Here is a 23,965-nt window from a genome sequence, read left to right as displayed (position 1 = left end):
CTTCGGCTCCCCTTCTTGTTTCAACCCCGATACGGTTCGATTTGAACTGGAAAGCAGTTTGCAAGGAAACAGCGGCAGAGGTCGTTTCAACCCCGATACGGTTCGATTTGAACACATCACGCTGAGCAAGCGGGACAACAGAGTGTGTTTCAACCCCGATACGGTTCGATTTGAACCGGACTCCCCCTCGGGGTCTACGCCTCCGCCGACGGGTTTCAACCCCGATACGGTTCGATTTGAACCCAATGCCGACTCCAGTGGGCAAACCTGCAGCCACCAACGTTTCAACCCCGATACGGTTCGATTTGAACCCGGAAGGAATGGGTGCTCAATAAGTTCGCCGCCGAGTTTCAACCCCGATACGGTTCGATTTGAACTGTGGAGGGCCCCGTCCTCCGAGGTTGGTGGAGTTTCAACCCCGATACGGTTCGATTTGAACGTTGATGTTGATGTTGATGTTGATGTCGGCATCGAGTTTCAACCCCGATACGGTTCGATTTGAACTACCAGATCAGGCAGACAGGGACAGATGATCGTCGTTTCAACCCCGATACGGTTCGATTTGAACGTACGTGCACTGCCGTTGGGCGGATCGACAGGTAGGGTTTCAACCCCGATACGGTTCGATTTGAACCAGTACCTGGAGGGCAACTTCACCCAGGAGCAGGCAAGTTTCAACCCCGATACGGTTCGATTTGAACCGAACGTCATGCTGATACGTCTCTTTCTGCTCAAGTTTCAACCCCGATACGGTTCGATTTGAACTCATTTCTTCGCCACAAACCATCACAGGCGGACGGTTTCAACCCCGATACGGTTCGATTTGAACTTGTGGAACCCTGAAGAATATGTAGAGGCAACTAATGCGTTTCAACCCCGATACGGTTCGATTTGAACGTTGATAGTGATGGTGTTGAAATGAGCAGAAAGCAGTATGGTTTCAACCCCGATACGGTTCGATTTGAACAGTTCTTGTGAGTATAGCATCCATGCGGCTCCAGGACAAATGTTTTCTTTCACAATATTGTGTCATTCTCATGAACGATATCCAGCATGATATTTTCAGCTCCCCCAAGGCTTTTCACGACACCAGTCTTCCTTGTGATTCAATATGCTATGTTTATTATTTTTCAGTGAATACGGAATCGACGAGTCACGGACCGACCCGTCGATTCCGTATTTCGTTCCCGAACGATCCCGGCCGGTAACTAGGCGACGAGGCTCATCGTCCCGGGCGTCTTTCCCCAATAGTCCATCGTCAGGTTCCAGGGGTACAGCAATTTGTACAGGACAACACTGTCCTTCGCGGGGTTGATGATGCTCGTCAGTGTGAACTCTATCCTCGCGAACGCTCCCTTCCCGACGTCTCCCCCGAAGACGCTCCGCTGCATCCAGTAGAGTTCTTTCGAGAGTTCCCTGTGGATCTTCATGTCCCTTTTGGCTTCAACATCATACACGATGATGCAGTTCAGGTTTTCGTCGAGGATCATGCGATGATGTCCACCCTTCCCTTGTCCCGTCCGAGAAGCTGCTTTCGCCAGGCGTTCGACGCTTCGGTCCATGCGAATACGAGCGAATCCTCTTCCGGATCGAGCATGGATGTCAGGTCCCTCGTGAGAATCCGCTTCTGCGTCTGGGACATCTCCCCCTCGAACGTGCTGTTCTGGATCCAGAACATCCGTTTGGAGAGCATCCGGTGGACCTTCTGCACTCTTTTGACGTTGACGTCATAGAACAACAGACAGTACATCCCTTTCTCCCCCTTTATTCGAGAGTCCAGTCGACCGTGCTCGCTCCGGCGAGTACGTCTTTCACGATACGGTTCGCAAGGTTCGACATCGCTCCGAGAAATCCGAGCGGCCATCCCTGCCGGTCACCGTTTTCTCCAGGTATCGTCTGCGCCATGACGGTCATCATCTTCCTCAGGGCTTTTCTGCCCTCTCCGTTCAGGTAGCACGCGCCCTGCTGCTCCGTCGTCAGAGCGGTTGTGAATGTTCCGTCTTCAACGAGTTTCCATATCGCGCAGTCCACGAGGAACGGCTTTATCGGTTCCGAGAAGTCTAACGCGAGCGAATGACGTCCAACGCCCGGTTCGTGAAGGAATCCTATCGCCGGGTTCATTCCCGATTCGGCGATCGGAGGAACACAGAGTCCGTAGACGATGCTGTTCCCGTAGGATATCGCGGCGTTCACCGGATCTTTCGGGGGGCGACGGTTTCTTCCGGAAAACCCAAGGTTTTCCGGAAGACGCTTTTGCAGCTCTTCGTAGAATCTCCGGCTGGCGGCTCCCTCGATGCCGCGAAGATCGTCGACATTCGCGGCGGCGTTCGTGCTTTCGAGCGCGTTTCGTAGTGTCTGCGCAAGCGCTGCGTTGTTCCATCGCGTGAATTGTATGTACCCCTGCAGGGCGGCGATTTTTCCGCGAACGATCGCGCGCGCGAAGCCCATCCGCATATATCCGGAGGCGCAAAGGACCTGACTGCGCCTGAGTATGCTGCGGATCCCAACGTCGCCGCCTGCCTTCCATCGGAGCGTGCAGTATGGCCCGCGATACCCGTGGATTACTTCTGTTGCGTTTTCCAATACGCTTCATCCTCCTCTTCAAACGCTCCTGTTTCCCGGCAGCAATCCATGAAAGGGCACCGTGCGCAAGTCCGGACGTTCGGTATTCTCCGTTTTCCGGCGAGCGCCGTTCGTATCGCCGCGTCGGATTTTTCCGTGCGCTGGACAACGATGTCGGTTTCTTCACATCTGAGGATGCCGAGCGTTTCGCCCTTTTCGAGCATCAACGCGAGCATCGCGCCGACCCATGCGGAGACCGGGGGCCAGGGCAGGACGCGAAGGACGAGGTCGCATCGTTCCGTCCGAAATGCCTCGCTGTCGAAGATGTCTTCCTGCGGCAGCTCGACATCCGTTTCCGCCGCCGTTTCATCCTGCATCCGCCACTGCATTTCGCGCATGTGGTCGGTGCGCTCTTCGGGAACGATTCCGCAGGTCCACCAGGCGACCGCCCTCGGGCAGAAGAGCGCGAATCCGGTTTCGAGCGCCTGCTCAAGCAGCACGGGGAATCTCCACGCGGTTGACCGCTCTGTACGGCGTTCCGGCGATGCAATGGGCGACGATCGCGTATCCTTCGCGGACGGCGAGACCTCGAAGGCTCCAGGTCCGCCCTCCGTCTTTGGCCCCGGGCCGGGATATGTGGCTTCGAAATCGTTCCGCGCGGCACATCGGGGATTCTTTGACCGGGGGAAATATGTTCCATGTGTCGATGAGTATGGGTTCGAGCAGGAAGAAGAGGTCTTCCGCAAGCGGCGGCAGAACGCCGTCTTCGTGAATCACTCCGATCCACGGGTCAAGCGAGAGGCGGGCGAAGGCTCCCATGACGACGGCTCTCGCAAGGCTCACCGCGATGTCGAGCGATTCCTTGTTCCACCCTTCCTCCAGTCGGCGCTGCGCGTCCAGCAATCGGAAGCGTTCGACCGATGTTCGCGTGCTTTCGAGTCCGCCGACGTAGGTTGCGCTGAGGATTTTGAGATAGGCGTCTTCCCACGCGTCGGCCTTTCCCGGGTTTCGCAGACGGGCGATTGCCGTGCGCAAGCGTGCGCCGCCACGGAGGATTTCCTTCGCTATTTTCCATCTCCTTTCGGGATCTTCGAGCGTGAGGATCTGTTCCACGTTCGCTTTTCCCGAGACGACTCCGGAATAGGGCATCCAGCTTTCCTGATAGATGCCGTTTTCGAACCCGTGCAGCGGGATGGAGTATTGGGACAACAGCGAGAGAAGCGCAGGATCGGGCTCGACCTCTCCGAAGGCGAATATTTCCGATATTTGCAGCACCGGGATCAGTTCCCCGCGCGGCTGCCCCTTTTCGCGGATTTCTATCGTCCCGTTCTTGCGACACAAGTGCGACGGCCGGGTGATACATATCAGACGCGGCATTCGCGATTCCTCCCCTCGCAGATCGTTTTCTCCGCAGGAATACGAAGGGCGCAGCCTCCGGGAGACTGCGCCCTTCACGTGTTCCGAACTGTGATCGATTGTATCAATGCGCGATGTTCACCATTCCGAATCCCATGCTGTTTCTGGAGCCGAATCCCGTTTCGTAGGCGAATCGCAGGATCTCCGGGTCGCCCTCCGCTTCAAAGGGAACCATGTGTCCGATGACGATTTCCCCCGGTTTGATGGTGATGGCTTTACTCGTTCTTCTCCGCTGTATATATGCAATGTCTGGGTGAAATATGCACTCGTTCTTTGGGTGCTCGCCGGTGAATGACTCCCATTTGCGCGCCAGATTTTCACCGATGACCTTCCAGAATCCGTCCGTGTCCGGCGAAAGATACCGGTGACGCAGGACGGGGTCGCTGACGCTCGCCACAAGCGGAGATATGGCGACGAAGCGTTTTCTGCCCCCGGAAAAGTCCTGCTCCCGGTCCGTGCTCACCGATTCGACCCTGGCCCGCATCCTTCCGATCGTGACCGTCTGCGCGTCGAGCAGTCCGTGAGCCAGCATTTCCGCTGTTCGGTCGGCAGGGGACGCGAATTTCCACTCCAGCCGTTTTGTTACGAAAACCAGCCTCCCGTTTTCGACCTTCGTCGTTCCCGGGCCGCCCCGCAACTGGCTGAACGTAAAAAGTTTGAACGGGCGGTCGTCCGAACTCCAGTGTCCGTGATCGTGTAGCACCTTGCTCCACTCGGGCGCGGCGTTTTCGAGGATTCCGTATATCAGGCCGACGAGAAGGTGGTTGTAGTTGACGGGGATCGTCGAGCCTTCGCCGATGCCGAAAGTTATCGAAAGTCGCATGGGCGGGTTACGTGAGTTTCTTTGACGTAACCAGATACACTTCTTTTGGCCTGATCTCGAGAATCCGGAATTGCCGGATCTCGCCCTTTTTCATCGTCGGCTCGATGACTTCCCCCGGGGGCAGAACGCATCGTATGTTGCCTCCCGTCTTGAGTATGGGATTGCCCTTATTATTGAACCCGTTCATGGTGACTTCAATAGTCTTTTCGGCTTCGGAAGCATCGCAGCAACCACCGGATTCTTTTGTATCCCCGACAAGCTTCATACGCCCATATCCCGCAAGAGTCTTGCCGCCGACGCCCCAGGATGAAAGGGCTTCTTTGAGAATTCGGAACGCCAGCGCAGCCCAACGGCTTCCGTTGTCGCTCGCTTCAGAACAGGAAACGGCGATATGGAACTGGCCCGTCACCGTAAGGAAGAGAACCGGGTTGGGATCGTCGTAATCCGTCGGGGCGCTCTTGCCTTTCGACGAATAATAGTCTCCGTGATGCGGCGTCATGACGTCTTTCATCAAGCCCGAAGTCTGTTGCGCAACGCTCTGCGGCGTGATCCAACCGTCGTAAAATGTGATGAAACCGGCTCCGTCCGCGTCGCCGAACAGGATTTTCGCAAACTCTCCCGCCTGTTTTGCCGCCCCTTTGCCGTTATGGATTAAAAAGTCGGGATTCTGCGGCCCCCAGACCTGGGAACAGTAGTGCGACGCAAGCCCCTTGAGCGCACTTCCGGGGATGATCGGCGTCCCATACGTATGTTCCAGCGTCAGTCCCGTTTCGAGGACGTTTTCCCCGCCGAGTCCGATCACCATGCGGCCTTCGGTCTCGAAAACCCCGTGGAGCGTTCGCGTTTTCGATGTCTCGATGCACTTTTTGCGACGTGCGAATGCCTGTTTGTAGAGTGTGTCCATTTGCCGGGAGGCGGTGCAGACGTTTTTGAACAGCTTTTTTCTCTCTATAGCGTGCAGGTCTTTTTCTCGGACGTTCGCATCATCTGCCTGTTTTGAATTGACGGGAACACGAAGATACCGCGCCAGCAACAGTCCGGCATTGGCGCATTCACTCCGGTCAAGGCCGGAGACGGCTTCCCGGCAGCATTCAGTCATTCTTCCCCGCTCCCTCCTCTTCCTTCAGCAGCGCCTGTGCGTACCGTTTCACCCATCCGGCGGCTGCGAGAACCTCCCGGGACAAAAGCATGTACGCCGCAAGAGGCTTCGATCGCGCATGAACCGTCAATTCGTCCAGCGGTTTGCCCAATACGCTTGAAATGTCTTCAAGAATTACGGCTTTCCCCTTCGCCTTGGCGAAGGCCACAGCCTGGACGAGTCCGCACGAATGAACCAGCGACGGAAAGGAATTCGCAAAGGAAAGGTAATCGCCCGCATCCTTGCCGGTTCGCTTTTCGACGCACCGGCAGGCAATTTCGGCCATCCGCTGCTCGCGGGTCCGCAGCACATCCTGCTTTTTGGGTTCGTTATTCGCCACGATTCGCCCCTCCTCCGAACAGGCATCGCACGAGTCCCTTGCCGACCGTCGTTTTTCCTCCGATCTGAAGATCGAGCGGTTTTCCGCAGAATGTCGCGAGGAGTTTTTCAGCGGCGGCGTCTTCCTTGTCGCCCTTTCCGTAGACTTTGTCGCACCAGACAAGACCGGCGAGGATCGTCTCCGTCGGCAGCGACTCCTCGTACCAGAGGGCGCCGCGAGCCACCGTCTTTTTCTCGTCATCGATCCGCACTCTGGCCGCGACTTCCGTTCCCGTTTCGCACAGGAATGAAAAGACGTCGTCATGAACGATCACGAAACGATCCCTGAATGTCTTCTTCCAGTCCGTATCCCCTCCAAAGACGAATGAGGCGATGCGATCAGCCCAGGCGTCCGCTTCCTGGGAGGGAAGCGCCGTGAAGTCCAGTTCTTCGAGATAGACCTTTCCGTCGAGCGCAATGGAGCTGTCTTTCGAGACGATTATCGCTTCTTCGCGTTTTCCGTTTTTCGGCGCTGCGGTTTCGTCCCCGTTGTCGCGCGCAAGCCTCGCAAGACATAATGGTGAAGTTACCCATGCGAAGGCCCCGGCGAAGCTGCGGATCGGAAGGCAGAGTATCCTGGCGTCGGTGAAGACAAGGGAGCCCGAATTGCCTTCGTCCCCGGCCTTGCCGAAAGCCCGGACCTTATCCGGATCTTTTTCGCGTTCGTTCTGGTCGGACGCGCCGAAGTTGTCGGCAAGGACGCCCTTGATCGCCGAACCCGGTACAAAAGGCCAGTTGGTGATCTTTTCGCGCATGATCGGAAGATCGATGTATCCCACTCCCCGGCCTGCGCCGACGTGGAGCGGGGTTACCGCATGCAGCCAATAGGTGCGTTCGTTCTTTTTCATGATTCGCTCATCACTCCTTGTCGAATGTGTGTTACCAGGTTCCCCAGAGAGTCAGCCCAAAACCGTCCTGCCGATCCTGTGCATCGTCGCAAACGGATTTCAGCCAAAGATCCGACAACGTCGCCGGATCTCCCTTTCCGACTTCTAAGAAATAGACGCTTCCGGCGGGAGCCATGCGTCGAAGCGCTTTCGGCCCCTGCGGCTTGCCGCGCTCGATGCTCCATCCGGAAATCGGCTGCCAGCGGTTGACGACCGCCGAAACCAGCCGCAGCTCGACATTCCCCCCGGGAGGCGTTCCGAAATACGCCCCGTCGCGTTCGCAAAGCCAGCCGGGGAGCCATCCTTTTTCGAAGGGCGCCGGCGAGGCGAGGATCATGCGTACCCGTTTCGTTTGAGGAAGATGTTTCCGAACGTCCGGAGGACACTCCCAGAGCGCATCATGGTCGCCGTCCCGTTTCCAATGGGCGAGTCGCCGTTCGCTGCCCATCGGATGGTGATCGCCGAGTCCCTTGAGCCGCTCGTTCAGGAACCCGTCCCCGGTCCGGGCGTCCATCGCCATGCGCAACGGCCGCAGTTCTTCCCCGGCTTTGCAAACGAAGGTCAGCCCCGATGTCGTAAAGAGCATCCCTTCACTGCTCGCCCCGCTTTCGGGGTCGATTTTCACGTGCGTTCTGCCGTCTTGTTCCAAGGATCTGAGGAATCCATCCTTCAACATGCCGCTTTCTTTTCCGTCGTTCGATTTCCAGGATGAGGCAAAGTCGTTTCCGAATGTCTCTTCCGTCAGCCACTTGGCCATTCTGTCAAGCGACCAGAAAAGGGGCGGCTTCAAGGGCTTGAAATCGGGTTCGTCCGTTCCAAGTCCTTTGGGGAAGCAGAGACGAATGCCTCCGGGGAGATTGGTCCCCTCACCTTCCCGAAGATCGTCCCCGGGGCGCAGGGGAAAGATCTTTCCGTCGTCCTTTCGAGCAACGAAATCCAGCGGGAAATGAACGAACATGTCCTTCCCTTCCATCGGGAACGGGCCGCGTACTGTGATGTCCTTGAGTTTCGCGATCATTGCGGGGTCGAATCCTCCGCCGAGCTTGCCGAGCAACGAGCGCAGCGATCCGGCTCCCACGGAGGGATTGAACCATTCCATCGTGCGCGCGCCGTTTCCCTCGCCGAAACTCCGGGCATCACGCGCGACGAGGGGGTCATGCGGTGTGATCGTCAGATGCACTGGTGCTCCCTCCTTTTGCCTTTCCGATGCTTTCGGAGATCCACTGGCCGATGATGAGTTCGTCGGCCAGACGCTCCAGGTCTTTCGCAGATGACACGCGCTGCACGATCTCTTCGAGGACGGCATCCTTATTCGGGATCGAGATTTCCTTCCGCTCGAAGATTCGCGCGAGGTCTTTCCGAAGCGCACTCGTGCACGCGTTTTCGTCCGTCCAGTTTGCGTAAAACGCCGCTGTCAATCGCAACTCGTAGCCGAATTTGAACGGAAGCTCGCCATTCGCGTAGGCATCGGCCCAGAAACGCAGCCTTTCGTCAATCGGGCGACTCCCGTTCTCCGCACCGGCAACGCTCCACCGTTCCCGCACGAATTGCGCCGAACCGCCCCGGGAGCGGACGACAACCGCAAGGCCGTCGCGTTCCACGTCCTTTCTTCCGTCCGCCTTCGCACGGCGCTCCGCATCCCGTCCCCATTCGAGGAGATCGGCGAGGTCTTCGAGCGCGTGACCGATCGCGATGCCCACCGATAGCGTCGGACTGTCCGAAACGCCCTGCTTGGGGCACGCATTTTGCAGCATTTTCCCAAAGTCGTCGTGAAGCTCTCGCGCGCAGGGTAGGGCCGTATCGCACGGCAGGAAGGCGAGGACGTCGTCCCCTCCGGTGTAGACGCAGACACCTCTGTGGTTTCTGACTATCGTCCTCGCACTCGACGCAAACTCCGACAACGCCAGTGAGATCGCACGGTGCTCATCCGGAGACTCTGCTTCCGATATCGCCTTGCCCATTTTGTCGCCGTCGGCGCAGAGGACGACGAAGTAGGGGGAGGGAGCGCCGAACTTCTTTTTCTGCAGTGTCAAAAGGCTTCCCCGGATCTTTTCGAGGATATCGTTCACATCGCTTCCGACCGGCGCTTCCTTTCCGATGCTCACGAGCCTGTCGAGATAGAGCGCCGTTCCCTCATAGGGGAATTCTTCGAAGAGCCCGCCATCCACGCGCACTCGCGACAGCGCTCCAAGCCGCACAAGTGCGTCGCACTGCTCCTTGATCGCTTCGATTTCGTTCCAGGCGGCGGATTCAGCCTTCAGTCCGCGGATCCACGGATCGACGGCGACGCGGGAAACAGACGGGAAATACCCCTTTCCCGCCGCCCGTTTGGTCACGCCCACGGCGCACAGGGATTCACCGGGTTTGATGCGCAACGCGCCTGTCGAGCGGGCGTTTTCTTTCAGAACCGTCTCGCGCAGACCGTCAAGCGACGATTTCGGCAGTCCGGCCTGCCCAAGGAAGGGCGCGAAGTCGCGACAGTTCTTCCGCGCGGCAAGCAGACGCATGACCCTGTTGCGGGCGTCCTTGTATTCCCCGTTTTCGACCGTCGCCCACGCGGCGTAAAATTCGACGACATCCGAAAGCTGTTTGTCCCAGACGTCGTCGCGGATCATATTTCCCGCTTTCTTCCGGGCTTCCTCGGCGAATTCCAGCCAGCGACCCTGCGCCGCGGCTTCCGCTCTTTTTGCCGCTTCTTCCGGGTCTCCGGTTTCGGCGAGGATGACGTTCGCAACGGTGAAATCCGAATCCGGCGCGAGATCGCCGGAAGCCGCCGGGTTCGGGAAGATCAGCTTTCCGCCGGCTTCTTTCACGGCGCGGGCCGCGTCCTTCGCAATTTCCGAGAGCATGTGGGAGCCGAACCACAGATCCCGCGTCCGGCGGGCGGACTTGATGAAGTCCTGCACCGGGCCGATGGAAATCGCAATGAGGCTCTGTTTCATGGTTTCACCTCCTGAAAGCCGTTTTCCTTTGCGAAGGACAGAAAGCCTTCGATAGCCGAACCACCGGGGGAACGTTTTACGTTTTTCCCAAGCGGGGCGCCGAGCGGGGACTTCGGATACGAGGCAAAACGCTCGTGGACTATCCCATCCCTCTTGAACACCTTCGGTCCGAGGGCGACCGATTCAAGCCGCGGTGTCCGGAGTTGGAGAATCATTGCCGCGGCCCGCCTCCCCTTGAAGAGGAGCGGGCGCAGAATCATCGGGCTTGCCATTCTGTTTCCGGCCGCACCTGAGACGAGAGGAAGCAGTTGCGTGTCCTGAGGATCCGTTCTGGACTGGAAGTGAAATATGATGGGCAACCCAAATGCCGCTCTCGGGAACCCGTCCTCGGGAATTGCGGCCATCCTTGCATGTATCTGATCCCGTTTGCGCGTGACCGCACGAATCGTTTCAGGCTCCGGCCACCTCGACCGCCCGGGACGGTTCAGCATGTCACCGGAATTCCTGCCGACTTCAGGTCCTTGCCGGAATGTCTGTAACAGGCGAATCGAGTCATTCCAGGAAGGGATAGCACCCGGTGCGCCGTTCTCTTTGAGAAGGATCGCGGTGAAAAGCTCCGGCCAGGCATGAACGGGACCATCCGCCGCGTGGCGGTACGTCTTCATTTTTGACGAAAGTTCCGAGGCGTCTTTGGGAGCGAAGTCTTCGCAGAAGACGGCCCCGCAGCCGCGCCGCGTCCGGGCGCCGAGTCCTCCGAAGTTGCACCACGCCCAGAGCGCGGCTTCGACATCGTTCCAGACGTCGTTCGGGCAGGAAATTCGAAGGTCGAAGACAAGATTCGTCCACGCTTCTCTGATTGGGATATTATTGCCGTCCTTCTCGCTCCCATGAAATGGGAATGTAACATACCCACCGTGATACTTCGCTTTCACGTAAGGTAACTTCTTCCCAGGGATACGATCGGCGCATCGTTCTTTTTCCCCTTTTGAGATCAGAGTCACGGAGACTGAGACTTTGCTCGGCTCTTCCGTCGTTCCCCATATCGCGCCTTCCCGTTCGGCCAGTCGCACGGCATCCGGGAACACACACCCTCGCGTCGCCCGCCACCAGAACCGCAGTTGTCCCCGTATGGAACTGACTCGCACCGGGGTCACGTCGTCCGGAATCCCCGGGAAGACGCCGCCGAACATCGGGGTCACCACTTCGACGCGATAGGTCTCTTCCCGCCTCCCAAGCGGAATGACAGCGTTCTCTCCGCCTGGAGCACTCGGTGCTTCACACGCGATCTTTCTCGGCACCATGGTCACTCCTTTCAAATTTGAGTTTCCTGACCTTTCATTAAATGATTCTCGTCTATTGCGACTCCTGTGTGCGAGGTGTTCCTTCGCACACAGGCGTTTCTTTACATTTTCTTTTGAATTATACTCCGCCTCCAGTACTATTGAAATGAAGGCTTTCGTCCTATTTCCAATTATTAAATTCGGCGCTTCGATGTCTACGCTTCCCTGCTTTCGCCGGTGTTGACGTTATAGTGCAGCATCTTTGTATCCGCAGAGGGGATGACGATATTCCAAGGAACTGTCCAGCGAACCCCCTCCCGTTTCGGCTCCAGCGTATATATGATTCCTTTGGGAGTATATGCGTACGACATTACGCGGACGTCTTCATAGATATGCGTGACGCCGTCGTGAAGCAACGCGAGTTCACCCGGGGCCACGACGCGGACCCATTCGTTTTCGTCGCTTCCTTCGAAAGATTCTTCGGTATATTCGTTTTGTCCCGTGGCTTCGTGAAGCAACGGGATTTCTGTTTTCATTTCGAGGATGCTCCGTGCGATGGCCGGAGCGTCGTTCTTTTCGGCAAGCCGCCCCGCTTCGTCGAAGATTTCCTCCAGGCGCGAGGGAATCTGCTTGGTGAGCCGCATGGATCCAAAAGCGGAATCGTAGATCGAAAAGCCGCGGACGGGGCGCCCCACGCCGAGCGGCGACGAATTGCCGAAGAAACTTCCCCAACCGACGTCTCCTTCCCTGATTTGACAAATGGCGCAAAAGGCGTCGCACACATAGCGCCCGACGTGATCGCGCATGATTTCTTCCGGAAAGGAGAATGTCACGCCGGTCGTGTGGAGGAAACGATTCAGCGGCGTTTGGGAGTAGCTGCTGGCTGTCCCGTAGTTTTCGTCACGGATCAGTTTTCGCCCGATGGTTTCGCGAAAACCGACAACCCGTTCTGAAACCTGGATGTTGCTTTCGCAGACGAAGGCCGAATCGGACTTCAGCAAGACGTAGGGATCCGGAAACGACGGGAAGACCGCTTTCTGGGTTTTGGCCGTCGTTCGCGCGATGGTCCGCGTGGCGCGAACGCTGATCTGTCCGGCGCCGTGCATGATCCGGTTCACGCGGTAGGGTTTCGCGAGGTAGCGATAGATCGCGCCGGGATACCCTTCGCGAAGAACCTGCGAATAGGTGAGGGATCCCATGTTCCCTCCCGCGAGCGCGACCTGGTAGTTTCTTTCGACGCACGTCCGCAGCGGAAACGCGTGGTGCGGGCTTTCGGAAGCCTGCTGTTTGAGGGGATACAGATCCAGCGGTATCGGCGATACCGGGTGACGCTCGTTTTCGAGCAGGTCGCGGAAGGCCTCGTTGAGATCAGAGAACGGCGCGTCGGAATAGGCGTCCGTCGCCGGATTTTTGCTTTCTTCGGCCGCGCACAGGACGTTTGCGTACCGGATGAATTCATTGTCCAGGTAGAGCCAGTTCGGCGACAGGGGACGGTCGAGGTATTGCCGGAGCCCTATCCGCGCGACCCGGTCGTCCGTATCGATCACGACGATGAGTCCGGGGCAGTGGCGCCCGGCTCTTCCGGCCCTCTGAAGAAAGGACTGGGCCGACGATGGCGCCCCTATCATGACGACGAGAGCGATGTCTCCGATGTCGATTCCCAGTTCCAGCGCGCTCGTCGACACGACGCCCCTCAGGCGCCCCTGCATCAACGCCTGCTGGATTTCGGAACGGCACTCGTCTTCGTAGCCGGATCTGTAGGGCAGAACGCCCGGTTGTTCGATACACTCGGCGCCGTTCGCCGTGTCTTCGTTCTCTCCGTCCCCGGGTTCTCCGTCACCGGGGCAGTTCTCGGAGGCTTCGGCCGAGTCAACAGGATACAACGGCGTTCGGGTTTCGGAAACAAGCTCCTCGACTCTCTTTCTGGAATCGGTGAAGACGATGAATCGTCCGGTGTCGCCGGATTCGTCGCCGCTCGCGATCCGCCTCAGAAACTCACGCACCGCGGCGCTTCTCGACGCCCCCGGGCAGAGGAGGATTGTCTTCCCGTATGTTCGGGCCCCGTCATCCTCCGGGCCGATCACGTCGAACGAGAGTCCCGTGAGCTGCCTGAGGAAGCTTTCCGGCGCTTCGATGGTCGCCGTGCCGGCGATAATCTGCTTCTCCCCGGCGAGCGCCCGGAATCTGCGGACGAGATAGGCCATGTTGGTTCCGAAAACGCCGTCGTAGATATGAGCTTCATCGAGGATGACCAGTCCCGCGTTGCGAAGAAAGGCGCCGGCTTCCGGCTCGCCCGCAGCGGGAAGAAGCCAGGCATGGAGCACATCGGGGGTCATGAGGAGGATTCGCGCCTTTTGAAGGCGTCTCTTCCGCTCCCGCACCGGAACGCTTCCGTCGATGATCTGGACGTCGAGCCCCGCGCCCTCGACGGCGGACCGCCATTTAATAGCCTGGTCGTGCAGAAGCGCCCGCATCGGGTACAGGGCGATTGCCGTCGATTGACGGTTTCTGAGAAGCATCGACGTGGCAAGGGCCGTGAAGACCAGCGTCTTTCCCGACGCCGTTCCGGTCGAGATACACACATTCCGGCCGTTGAGCCCGGCTTCGATGGCCGCGCTCTGATGCGAATACAGCCCGTCGGGGTATTCCCGCGACAACGCTTCCCGAACAAGAGGATGAAGCGCGGGAATCGGAGCGAATGAGGGGGCTTTCGGAGAAAGACCCGCCTCCTCGATGACCGGAATCCCAGCCTCTTCAAGCGCTGTTCGGACGAACTGATTCATCGTCATTCGTAACGCCTCCTTTCTGAGATTGTTGCGCCATATCACCTCATTCCGCTCGGACGCTTTCCTGCCCGCGGCGCGCGTTACTGACTTTTGCGCCGATATTCCCTGATGATTTGCCCGGCATTGCGACGATGCCCCTTCGAGGCCGCGCGCTTGACCTTCAGGCGGGCGCGCCTCGTCGACGCGGTGTACATCCATGAATCCTGCTTGCACATGGGCTTCCCCATGAGCCTCACTCCTTTCCGTACAAAGAGTACGCTTTTCAGACGACAGGTTATGTCGGTGTCCCTTTTCTCACAAAGGGGTATACTTGGATCAAGAGTATGCCTTCTATTTAATAATTCATTCGGTGAAGGAACGAGATGTGAAGGGGGCGGTTGTGTGTCGGGGACGAGAAAGGTGTGCATGCTGTGTCCAGTCGGAACGTCACTTGGTGGAAACCTGGACAGGAATGACACAAAAACGAAAGAGGCGACTGAAACGTTGTCCAAGCCTGAATCGGCGGCTCTTTTCCAACGGGAAAACGTTGATACGCAGGCATATCCCTTCTTATCGGGGTATCTGAATCCACGTTCGAAAGCGTCCTGGGAGCTCATCTATCGCGGCGTCCCAGAGGATTCGAGCGGTCACGTCAGGGCGAAGCGGTATCCGACGGCAGAGTTGCAGAGCACTGTCCGATGGCTGGCGGATCTTGAAGACAAAGATGCTTTCTCTCACCCCCTCTCGTTGCGTTTCGTCTTTTTCCATTCGGAAGCCTTGATGTCCAGAAAAACGGCGGAACTCGCCGGACTCTATCTTCAGCTTCTTCTCGGTCCGGAGAGAACAAACAACTTCTTCCGATCCTCTCTTGCAGAGAAAAATCCAATCGAGATCGAGGAACTCGCTATCAAGGTGAACGATCGCCAGTCATTCCTGAAGAGCGTCTCGGAACTGTTCGAGAGGTTCGATTTTTATCTCGAAGAGGCGCGAAAGAATGACGAAGAGGTGATCATCAACACTTCGGGGGGCTATAAAGGACTCGCCGCGTATTCGGTTCTCTACGCGCAACTTCACGAGCTTCCCGCCATTTACTCGTTTGAAGCCGAGGATTCCCGGTCTGTCGAGCTGGCAGCCTTGCCGGTTTCCTACGCAATTTCCGAACTCGACGAGGAGATGAATGTCCTCAAGGCGCTGCATGCAGGAGGACCGGAGGTTGAAGGATTTCTCGAAAAATGCGCGGGATCCCTTCCGCCATGGATGCACAGCCTTCTGACCGATGAGAGGAAGCCTTCTTTCGGCGGTCTCACGAAAACGCTTCTCGAGCGCCACGGAAAGAAACGCGAGTACGAAGGCGGACACGGCCGTTTTCTTCTTGGAAAGCTGCGCGATTGCGGGAGCGAAGGTCGCCGCTATGCCGAGTATCTTCAGAAGCGAATCGCCGGCAACTGGTCGGAGCTGTGGCTCGGCGACCAGATACCGGAAACCGTCGAACACAGCCGAAGACATTCCAAGCGCCTCATGGAGGTCGCGGGGAATCTTTTCCGCTGCGTCCCGGATACTCTGGAGAAACTTGGCATGTTTGAACCGAAAGTATTGGCGCTTTTCATTGCGTGCATCTACCTTCACGATATCGGACATACGGCGGTGAGTTTCCCGGTCCGAAAAGACGGGTCGGGTGCCTTCCCGCTCGGACTCTTCCCCTCTGCGGTTCGAGAAGTGCATCACATCCTTTCCCGCGACATGATCCTCGAATTCGCGGACGACCTTTTCGATTCCAAAGGGTCGGAGGAAGCCGCTCTTGATGTCGGTTTTCTCAAGAAGCTCGTCCCGTTGGTATGCTCGTATCACAGAGGCTATACAAAGCTGGAGAATGATGGCGTGGCCCAGCCAAATAGAGCGATCCAAAGCGTCGGTCGCTTCCTGTACGAAGAGAGCTTTGAAACGACATTGAGCCCTCTGGAGAAAACTTGCGCCTCAGAATATATATACAATCTATCAGTGAATAAAGTCTTGATTGCGGCCGCATTGTTGCGGATAATCGACGGTTGCGACGTTCAAGTGGACCGAACCGTCGATGCCGTGTATTTCGACGCGCGGAAGCGGCGCACGCTTCTTGAGGCGCGGCATCTTGGAAACCGTCTTGCCGGACTGAAGGGAACTCTTCCGGATTCTCTCGAGAAAACCTGTCTTGAAGTCACACAAACCGGAGAACGACTCTTCGGGAATAACTCCGAAAATGAAAAAGAATTTCTTGATGCCTTCGGAGAGACAATCAAAGGAATTTACCCGAAGGTGTTTGAGGCTCTTGACGCTCTCAAAAAGACGGCGGGCGGCATGCGACTGATGGAGAATCATTCGCCGAAACTCTTCCATGCCCTTTCGCTCGCGAACCGGGTCGCGTTCAAATGGGAACAGTTTCTTCACTTCGACAAGCACCGCCTCGTGAGCACAGTGCTCCCCGTTCCGGGCGACACAGAAAACAGCGTCGTGATGACGATCTTCCCGCAAGAAACAGGAGGGGATTCCAGGAAGGAGTTTCAGTCGCTTCGGGACGACAAACTGAAAGACATCCGGAAAGACATCCAGAATGAATACGACAAGGTTTCTCATATTTTATTAGGCAATCTTACGGTGAAAGTTGATGTCGCGTCCTCATCGGGCAAGCTCCGAACGGAAGAAAATGATGGCTCAATCATTCATTGACAATCGCATCCGTCCGTTTCTCGACAGGATGGAACGACTCTGCGGCGTGTCTTTCACGGTTGAAACGGCTTCTGCGCTTCGTTCGCCGTCGGGGGGCGCTGAAATGTGTTCCAGCGTCCTCGATATCAGGATGACGGATGACCGGATTCCGGAGCTTCCGCTCATGGGGGACTCCGGTGAAGGAATGCATTCGTGGACTCTACGATGGATTCTTCCCGTCCCGCTTCCTGAATCGGACGCTCCTGAAGGTGACGAACGAAATCTCTTCAGTCTGCCGGATGGTCATGCCTACAGGACTCCCCTCCTTCTCGTCCGCCCTGGGAGCGGGACAACGGACGCCCCGGAAGACAAGCCGGGGCTCGCATTTGACGCAAGCGATTCGCACGTCGTCTCTTCCTGGTGGCTCTTTTGCAGGAAATGCTGGAAGCATTTTGCGGATTCGGTGAACCGGGAGGCGTCCGAACCGATCCAAATGGATCAGATTATTCGTCTTGAGGCAGGTTTGAATGCCCCGTGGACCGATTCCCGCGCCAGGGGACGGCTGTATGCCGAAGCTCTTGGCGATGATTCAAACCCGCTTCTGGCGATCGAATGCGAGCGGAAGATCGAAATCAACTGGAGAGGAGAACACGGAGGCGAAACTTTTCGGCGTCCGCACGAAACCCATCGGCGCCGCATCTGTCCGTTTCAGACGCCGGAGTCGAAACGCATCGGGCTCTCGCTCCATCTCGCCGCGGATGCCGCATGGAACAGCGACTCGCTTTCGATCGACCGGGGGCGACAGACGCTTTCGATCGCATGCGGGATGATTCCGTATCCGAACCACACGGACGGCCCCCGCCTTTTGATGGGAGGGAAGAATCTGAAACAGGCGGAGACCGGCATCGCCGCGCCGGAGCCGCCGCGTGTCCCCGGTGCGATCGAGGGTAATGTGATGCAGGAGATCCCCGCTCTTGTCGATGGAAACCATCACGACGAAGCATGGCGTTTTTCCCCGTACCTCGGCAGAAACCTGATGGTTGCAATCATGCCGTACGAAGGCTTTACGTATGAAGACGGCCTTGTGGTCCGCTCATCGGCCGCTGAGGCGTTTCGGATTCCCGAGTATTGTTTCAGGCTGCGGAAGATATTCCGGGAAATATGCATTCCTCTCTCCGGCGGGCATGTCCCTGACGAGGCATCCGTCCGGCGAATTCTCGCCGATCGTTTTTCCGGCGTGAGGGGGAAAATATACGGTTTTTCGACTCCTCTTCCCTCCCTTGCGCCGCTCGCACGACAAACGGAACAGGGATTCAAGGATCTGGACTGCGGCGTGTACCCCTTTTTTCTCGAGGGAAAGCTCGCGGATATCGAAGCGGGAATGACGCTCGGACGCCCGAAGGGCGAAGACTCTGGACGCTATCTTCCGATCGATCTCGAGCTGACGCTTCATTTCGTCGCGGACCTTCCTCTGGGATTCGGGGACAAGATGACCGGACGCCACGGAAACAAGGGCGTCATCACCCGGATTCTCGAGGATCGGGAGGCTCCCGTCGCAATCATCGATGGAGAGGAAGTTCCCGTCGATCTGATGATTTCACCGTGTTCGGTGATCGGCAGGAAGAACCTCGGACAGGTTCTCGAGATGGTGCATGGTCTCCTGCTCATGAGAACGAAGTCGTCGGGTTCGTTCAAGGTTCCGTCAAACAGGCTTCTGACGTCGGAAGAGTTCGTACGGCTTCTTCCCCTGTTGAAGGAGATGGGGAGCGACGATTCGGGACTTTTCGAGGTTCGTCTCGCTGACGGGCGTTCGGCCCGCGCCTTTGTCGGCCCGCAATACTTCGCGCGGTTGCATCACCACGCCCTGCGAAAACTCCAGGCGCGCGGAGCGTACGGACCGGTTTCCTCATTGACCGGCCTCCCGGAGCGCGGCGGCGCGAGAACGGCCCAACGAATGGGCGAGATGGAACATTGGTCTGTAGCGGGATATCCGGTGAACAGCGGGGCTCTCCCTCTCGGCGAGAAACTGCTGTTCGATTTGCGGAAAAACCGTTCGGGGAGAGAAGAATCCGTATCTTCTTCAGGTACGGATTCTTTGCGTTCCTTCGTCCTGGATGTCCTGAGGCGCCTCGGGATGTCCGTTTCAACGACTCGGGGAGAACACGGGGAATCGCTCTCAATCTCCCGCCCGGGCGATCCCGGAATCGACGCAACGGCGGAACGCGAATGCGACGCGTGGGCGCTTCGCATTCCTGCGGATGAAAAGGGCGGACCGGATGTTCGGCTCGTATGCCGACGACTCCCGTCTTCAAGGACTCCGGGCGATGTCGCCCGCACGGCGCTCGGCGGAGCGGACATCCCGCTTCCCTTCAGGGCCGACGGGGCTCTTTGCGTCGTCCCATCCGTCCTCCAACGCATCGGGAACGAAGGATTTTTGGCGTTGCGCCGTCTCACCGACGCGCTCTATTCGTGTGACGCCGAGCTTGGAACAGGAGAGTCCATCTCCGAAAGCACCAAGGAAAAACTCAAGAATGAACTGAAGCGATACAGGGGATTCCTTTCGAGTCTTCTCTTCGGAAAGGAAGGCGTTCTTCGCGCGGATATGATGGGGCGGCGCTTCTCTTCGAGCGGGCGCGCCGTCATCATCCCGCATCCGTCTCTCCGTCCGGACGAAGTGTTGCTCCCCTGCGTCATGGCTGCCGAGATCCTCTCCGGCGCTCCGGACGTATCCAGGCGTCTGAATCTCAAGCACCGGCCGGCTGACTGCGACACTCTCCGGCAGGCCTTCGAGGATTCCCCCGTCTGGGTCCTTCTCATCAGGCAGCCGAGCCTGCACCGCCACAGCGTCCAGGCTTTTCGCGCACGCCTGTGGGACAGGCCGGTCATCGGCATTCCCCCCCTTGTGACACCAGGATTCAACGCCGATTTCGACGGCGATACAATGGCTGTCTTTCTACCGCCGGAACCCTACGCGAAAGACCTTCAGGCTTTTTCGATCCTTGAGAACCCGGGCCTTGTCGGAACGGGAGAAATCGCGTTCCAAAGCGGCCTCGATCTTGCGCTCGGCTGGCATTCGATGGCCCCCGGTCGCCGAAAAGCCTGGATCGACCGCCTGAAACCGGAGGACAGAACTCCGGAGAAGACGGAAAAACTCAAAGGATACCTCCCGCGGCTGATCCGCGAACTTGCCGACATTTCCTCCGATGCCCGGGGCGAGATTCTTCGGGACTTGCAGATGGATTTGTGCGCCGCCTCAACCGGCGCCGCGAGCATTCCGCCGCTCGATTTTGAACGCCTGGCGTCGCTCGGGCTTTCCGATACACCCGTTCCCGCTTCGCCGGAAGAAGAGACGAAGGCGAAACAGAACGCCGACAAACGGATTGATTCCGCCCTGCGACGCTTCGGCCGATCGGACATCAGCGTTCTCGTCACAAGCGGGGCAAAGGGAGATCCCGACGGGCTCAGGGCGATGACGGGTTTTCTGGGGCATCAGGACGTGTACTCGAAAGACCGGTTCGGTGAGGACATCTGGAACAACGATACGTGGATCAAAGGGAACCTGTGGAGAGGGCTGACGGACGACGAATTGTTCCGGTTTTCCTCCGTTTGCCGGGACGCCATGACGTCGAAGAAGCTCTCCGTCGCCGAGGCCGGGTATCTCACACGCCTGCTCGCCGAGGGGCTCTTTGAGACCGCGGTGACGCAGGAAGACTGCGGCGCAACGAAGGGGCTGTCGGTTTCGTTCGCGGATGGCCGTCTGTTCATCCGGGCGAACGGCGAGGCGATTCCCTTCCCGTCTTCCAACAATACGGCCGCCGATCTGGAACGTCTGGCCTGGGGGCGCGTCCCGACGGGGTTGAACACGCCGCTTTCCATGAGCGACCTGCAGACCGTTCTGTCGTTCTGGAACGCCGGCTCGGCTCGTCCGGAGAACGCACAGAACTCGCCTCTCATCGATCATCTCGTTCGGAATTCCGGCGTATTGCAGCTCCGCTCTCCGCTTTTCTGCACGGCGGAGGCGCCGGGGCTGTGCCGATTGTGCTGCGGCGCCGACATCTCCGGGAAGCCATACGACCGCAGAACGTTGCTCCCGATTGGAACACACGTCGGCGTGAACGCAGCGCAAGCCATCGGAGAACGGGGGACACAGCTTGCGATGAAACGCTTCCACAGCGTCGGCTCGGTCGCCGCGCCGATCGACAGATTGAAATCCGTTCTTCTGAAACATTCCGAGCTTTCCGGAAGCGAGGCGCTGCACATGAGATTGCGCGAACTTTTGACGGATGTGTTATGTGAATCGGGGAAAGAGCCGGGAACAGCCCGGAAGGATCTGCCACAGCAGTTCATCCACTACGAAATCGCGCTGCGCGACGCGCGTGGGCTCAGGCAAGCGGCGCTGGCTCGGGGAGACGGCGATATTCTGGCCCGACTCGCCTACGAACAGGGGCTTTCCGTCCTGGGAAAAATTGCCCCTTCCGAGAGCCGGACCGACACGTTAACGTCTTTCAAAAGCAGTCTGCTCTGGAACCAACCGCGTGACGGGAGGGACGATCGATGACGCCGATTCAGCGAAACCGGTCCGGAGAACGCAACACGGAGAGACAGAGAGATGTTCAGCGCAAAACGACGACCGAAACAGCACGGAAACACCAGCGGCGACGCGGAGTCTCGTCGATTTTTTCGGTTACTCAGGAAGACGAGGCGCTGCCGCTGGATCTCTTCGAGCCGGTAGTCGAAGATGAGGCGGAGTCACCCGACTTCGAGGACTTCGCGGACGATGAGGATGATTCGTTCATCCCGGAGGACGAAGACCGACATGACGCCGAAACCGGAAACGTTATGCCGATCTGGCTCTGGACGGGATCACGAATCATTTGGAGTTGCGGGAAGTTCGGCTGGGGCCTGCGGCATCGCGAAACGTTCCGCCGGGCCATAGAGCGCTTTCTTCGCATCCTTTCCGAGGACGCCGCCTTTCATCCCGCGCATCCGGCATACGCTCTCGGCGTCTTTCGGGGATCCTGGTTCCCTCTCCTCGATAATGCGAACGTCGGAAAGAAGAAGGGGTCTTGGGTCGAAAACTGTTCAAAGGCAGGTCTCCTCGTTCCCGGAGAACGGGGCATGATCCGGCTCGACAGGTTCTTCGCCGGACAGGGGCGCGGAGCCGCAAGTCTGCCCACGGTGATTGAACGGAGGATGATCGAATTTTACTGCGCGGATCTGAACGAACGCGGGACCGGGAAGCTCCTCTGGAAAAGCGACGTTCCGGAGCGAATCCTTGACGTCCACACGCGTACGGTCGAGCTTGCGGCGAAGGCGTTACGGGGCGTCTTCGGAGATCTGTTGCCGGAAGACGCTCTTCCGAACGTTCTGGAAGCATCGACGCTTCAGAGGAAGCGCTTCTCGCAATACCGGCAATGGATCTCGAACGTCCCTTCTTCAAATCGGAGGGGATGAATCGCCATGAGAAAGAAAAATGCTTCCGGGGGACAAGAAAGCACTGAAACGACAAGAATCCCGCAACAGAAAAACGACGACCTGAAACGTCTGACAGTCGGAATCCGTATGGGGCAAGACGCTGCTGGCGACGCTATTCTCGACCTTGTTCAGCGAGTCATCAAATATCTTGAGGGAACGGCGTCCGAGAAATCGGAGTTTGAAGGGATAAGGAATTCGGATATCACGGATCAGGATCGTCCGGCTTTTGATCTGTTGATCGGCACGCCCCGTCCTCTCAGGATCTTTGCGGATTCCAACAACCGAACGGCACGACCGGTCGTCTCTTCCATTCCGACGATCGTCCTGATTCCTCGGGATCACGAAATATGGGACGCCGATTTGACGGGCGTGCTGCAATCGAGCGTCTTCGATGTCAGGTGCGTGTGCAGGGTCCGTCGCCTTCTCACCGGCCCCGGAAATGAGTGGCCCGATCCGGAAGAGTTCGGAATGTTTGTTGAGGTTTTCAAGGTGCTCTGGCGGAACAAATTGCGGTGTCTCGAAATCGGCGAAGAACGAATGGTTAAGGACATCCACTGGAAGGCGCGGGTCTCTGAAGACAATTTGTCTCCGGGGTATACCAGCCTCTTCGCCGATCCGGGAACGCAATCAATGTCGCGCTCCGTCAAGGACGCGATCTCGCAGATGCGGGAGAAGGCCCGGTCGTTCGACATCGCCGCAGAGCATTTCGATCCGCAAGGCAACTGCTTTGAACGATATGAAACGGCGATACGGGAACGAAAGAAGGGCTCGGCGACCGCGGCCGTCAGGGGCGCACGCATCCCGTCGATCCTGCTTCTCGGACAGACGGGCACGGGGAAGACCCTGCTCGCGCGCTGGATCGCGCGAGAGATTCTCGGCGACGAAGCGTTCCACCGCGTCAATATTTCGACCTTCAACAAGGAATTGATCGACGGCGAACTCTTCGGAGTGACGAAGGGATCGTACACGGGTGCCGATTCCGAAAAGCTCGGTGAGTTTCTGAAAAACCGGGGCCGAGTCGTCTTTCTGGACGAAATCGGCGATATGGATCCCCGGTGCCAGGTGCGTCTCCTCACCTATCTCGACGAGGGAATGGTCCGTCCGCTCGGATGGAGCGGCGACCCAATCCCTGCGCCGTGTGTGGTCGTCGCCGCGACCAACAAACCCGTCGACCGTCTTGCCGAGACGGACGATGCAGCCTTCCGACGGGATCTATTCCACCGATTCGATCACGTCGTTCGCATCCCCTCTCTTTCGGAACGTCGGAAGGACATGCGGCTCCTCATCAGCCTCACGTTGCAGGAGGACGAGGTCAATCCGCAGAGGGCCGTCAAACGCATCAGTCTCGATGCGGTGTACGCGCTCGAGCAACGGGACTATCCGGGGAATTTCCGGGAACTCCGGAACGTTCTCCGGATGGCCTGCGCCCGCGCATTTCGTGAAAGAAGCGAGTGCCTCTGTCTCCGACATCTTCTGTAACAACGGAGAGCATCGTCTCTGTCCGGAAATGATTCCGGCCCCGATCACGGGAGCCGGCATCATTTTTTTCCGACATGCGGCGCTTTCCGACATGACGCCGTAAAGTGTCGCCGGAATGCGGTATTGTAGTCCTGTCGG

General features: G+C 58.0%; 17 protein-coding genes, 1 pseudogene and 1 CRISPR repeat array (1 of these 19 cut by a window edge). Of the genes and pseudogenes, 4 read left to right on the top strand and 14 right to left on the bottom strand.

What is annotated here, in order from left to right; translation table 11 throughout:
• Positions 1–967: a CRISPR direct-repeat array (repeat unit 30 nt; unit sequence GTTTCAACCCCGATACGGTTCGATTTGAAC) (it extends 3,187 nt beyond the left edge of the window).
• Positions 968–1,208: 241 nt separating this feature from the next.
• From cas2 (ACZ5IU_RS13045) to ACZ5IU_RS12980, 14 genes and pseudogenes are all read right to left on the bottom strand, one after another.
• Complete coding sequence (cas2, locus tag ACZ5IU_RS13045) at positions 1,209–1,490, bottom strand: CRISPR-associated endonuclease Cas2 (RefSeq protein WP_464418017.1); 282 nt, start codon at positions 1,488–1,490, stop codon at positions 1,209–1,211.
• Positions 1,487–1,750, bottom strand: a complete 264-nt coding sequence (cas2, locus tag ACZ5IU_RS13040; RefSeq protein ID WP_464418015.1) for a CRISPR-associated endonuclease Cas2 — start codon at positions 1,748–1,750, stop codon at positions 1,487–1,489. The genes cas2 (ACZ5IU_RS13045) and cas2 (ACZ5IU_RS13040) overlap by 4 nt, the downstream gene beginning before the upstream one ends.
• Positions 1,751–1,764: 14 nt before the next feature.
• On the bottom strand, positions 1,765–2,448 hold the full coding sequence (gene cas1, locus ACZ5IU_RS13035; RefSeq protein WP_464418013.1) for a CRISPR-associated endonuclease Cas1: 684 nt from the start codon (positions 2,446–2,448) through the stop codon (positions 1,765–1,767).
• A 113-nt stretch (positions 2,449–2,561) separates the two neighbouring features.
• Positions 2,562–3,062 carry a hypothetical protein gene (locus ACZ5IU_RS13030; RefSeq protein ID WP_464418011.1) on the bottom strand — a complete coding sequence of 167 codons (501 nt, stop codon included), beginning with the start codon at positions 3,060–3,062 and terminating at the stop codon, positions 2,562–2,564.
• Complete coding sequence (locus tag ACZ5IU_RS13025; RefSeq protein ID WP_464418009.1) at positions 3,052–3,939, bottom strand: CRISPR-associated endonuclease Cas1; 888 nt, start codon at positions 3,937–3,939, stop codon at positions 3,052–3,054. Before ACZ5IU_RS13025 ends, ACZ5IU_RS13030 begins: the two co-directional genes overlap by 11 nt.
• A gap of 103 nt (positions 3,940–4,042) precedes the next feature.
• The gene (gene cas6, locus ACZ5IU_RS13020; RefSeq protein ID WP_464418007.1) at positions 4,043–4,801 is read right to left on the bottom strand and encodes a CRISPR-associated endoribonuclease Cas6; all 759 of its coding nucleotides are present in this window, start codon (positions 4,799–4,801) and stop codon (positions 4,043–4,045) included.
• Positions 4,802–4,808: 7 nt separating this feature from the next.
• Positions 4,809–5,900 (bottom strand): type III-B CRISPR module RAMP protein Cmr6, encoded by a 1,092-nt coding sequence (gene cmr6 / locus ACZ5IU_RS13015; RefSeq protein WP_464418005.1) that lies wholly within the window; start codon positions 5,898–5,900, stop codon positions 4,809–4,811.
• Positions 5,893–6,279, bottom strand: coding sequence for a type III-B CRISPR module-associated protein Cmr5 (gene cmr5, locus ACZ5IU_RS13010; RefSeq protein ID WP_464418003.1), 387 nt, complete (start codon positions 6,277–6,279; stop codon positions 5,893–5,895). Before cmr5 ends, cmr6 begins: the two co-directional genes overlap by 8 nt.
• A complete protein-coding gene (gene cmr4 / locus ACZ5IU_RS13005; RefSeq protein ID WP_464418001.1) occupies positions 6,269–7,165 on the bottom strand; it encodes a type III-B CRISPR module RAMP protein Cmr4 in 897 nt (298 codons plus the stop codon). The genes cmr5 and cmr4 overlap by 11 nt, the downstream gene beginning before the upstream one ends.
• Positions 7,166–7,196: 31 nt before the next feature.
• Complete coding sequence (locus ACZ5IU_RS13000) at positions 7,197–8,384, bottom strand: type III-B CRISPR module-associated Cmr3 family protein (protein ID WP_464417999.1); 1,188 nt, start codon at positions 8,382–8,384, stop codon at positions 7,197–7,199.
• Positions 8,359–10,146, bottom strand: a complete 1,788-nt coding sequence (gene cas10, locus ACZ5IU_RS12995; protein ID WP_464417997.1) for a type III-B CRISPR-associated protein Cas10/Cmr2 — start codon at positions 10,144–10,146, stop codon at positions 8,359–8,361. The genes ACZ5IU_RS13000 and cas10 overlap by 26 nt, the downstream gene beginning before the upstream one ends.
• Positions 10,143–10,637, bottom strand: coding sequence for a hypothetical protein (locus tag ACZ5IU_RS12990; protein ID WP_464421990.1), 495 nt, complete (start codon positions 10,635–10,637; stop codon positions 10,143–10,145). Before ACZ5IU_RS12990 ends, cas10 begins: the two co-directional genes overlap by 4 nt.
• A 276-nt stretch (positions 10,638–10,913) precedes the next feature.
• Positions 10,914–11,336, bottom strand: a pseudogene (cmr1, locus tag ACZ5IU_RS12985) (type III-B CRISPR module RAMP protein Cmr1); the annotation flags it as partial.
• A gap of 305 nt (positions 11,337–11,641) precedes the next feature.
• Complete coding sequence (locus ACZ5IU_RS12980) at positions 11,642–14,215, bottom strand: DEAD/DEAH box helicase (RefSeq protein ID WP_464417995.1); 2,574 nt, start codon at positions 14,213–14,215, stop codon at positions 11,642–11,644.
• Between the two features lie 150 nt (positions 14,216–14,365).
• Here ACZ5IU_RS12980 and ACZ5IU_RS12975 point away from each other — a divergent pair, with 150 nt between their 5' ends.
• From ACZ5IU_RS12975 to ACZ5IU_RS12960, 4 genes are all read left to right on the top strand, one after another.
• Positions 14,366–16,894, top strand: a complete 2,529-nt coding sequence (locus ACZ5IU_RS12975; RefSeq protein WP_464417993.1) for an HD domain-containing protein — start codon at positions 14,366–14,368, stop codon at positions 16,892–16,894.
• A gap of 103 nt (positions 16,895–16,997) precedes the next feature.
• Complete coding sequence (locus ACZ5IU_RS12970; RefSeq protein ID WP_464417991.1) at positions 16,998–21,431, top strand: hypothetical protein; 4,434 nt, start codon at positions 16,998–17,000, stop codon at positions 21,429–21,431.
• Positions 21,428–22,327, top strand: a complete 900-nt coding sequence (locus ACZ5IU_RS12965) for a hypothetical protein (RefSeq protein WP_464417989.1) — start codon at positions 21,428–21,430, stop codon at positions 22,325–22,327. The genes ACZ5IU_RS12970 and ACZ5IU_RS12965 overlap by 4 nt, the downstream gene beginning before the upstream one ends.
• 6 nt (positions 22,328–22,333) lie before the next feature.
• On the top strand, positions 22,334–23,827 hold the full coding sequence (locus ACZ5IU_RS12960; RefSeq protein ID WP_464417987.1) for a sigma 54-interacting transcriptional regulator: 1,494 nt from the start codon (positions 22,334–22,336) through the stop codon (positions 23,825–23,827).
• Positions 23,828–23,965: the final 138 nt, after the last annotated feature.

This window comes from Lactivibrio alcoholicus (assembly GCF_055390895.1).
The sequence above is the reverse complement of the archived record's forward strand: the minus strand, read 5'-3'. Positions and strand labels throughout refer to the sequence as shown.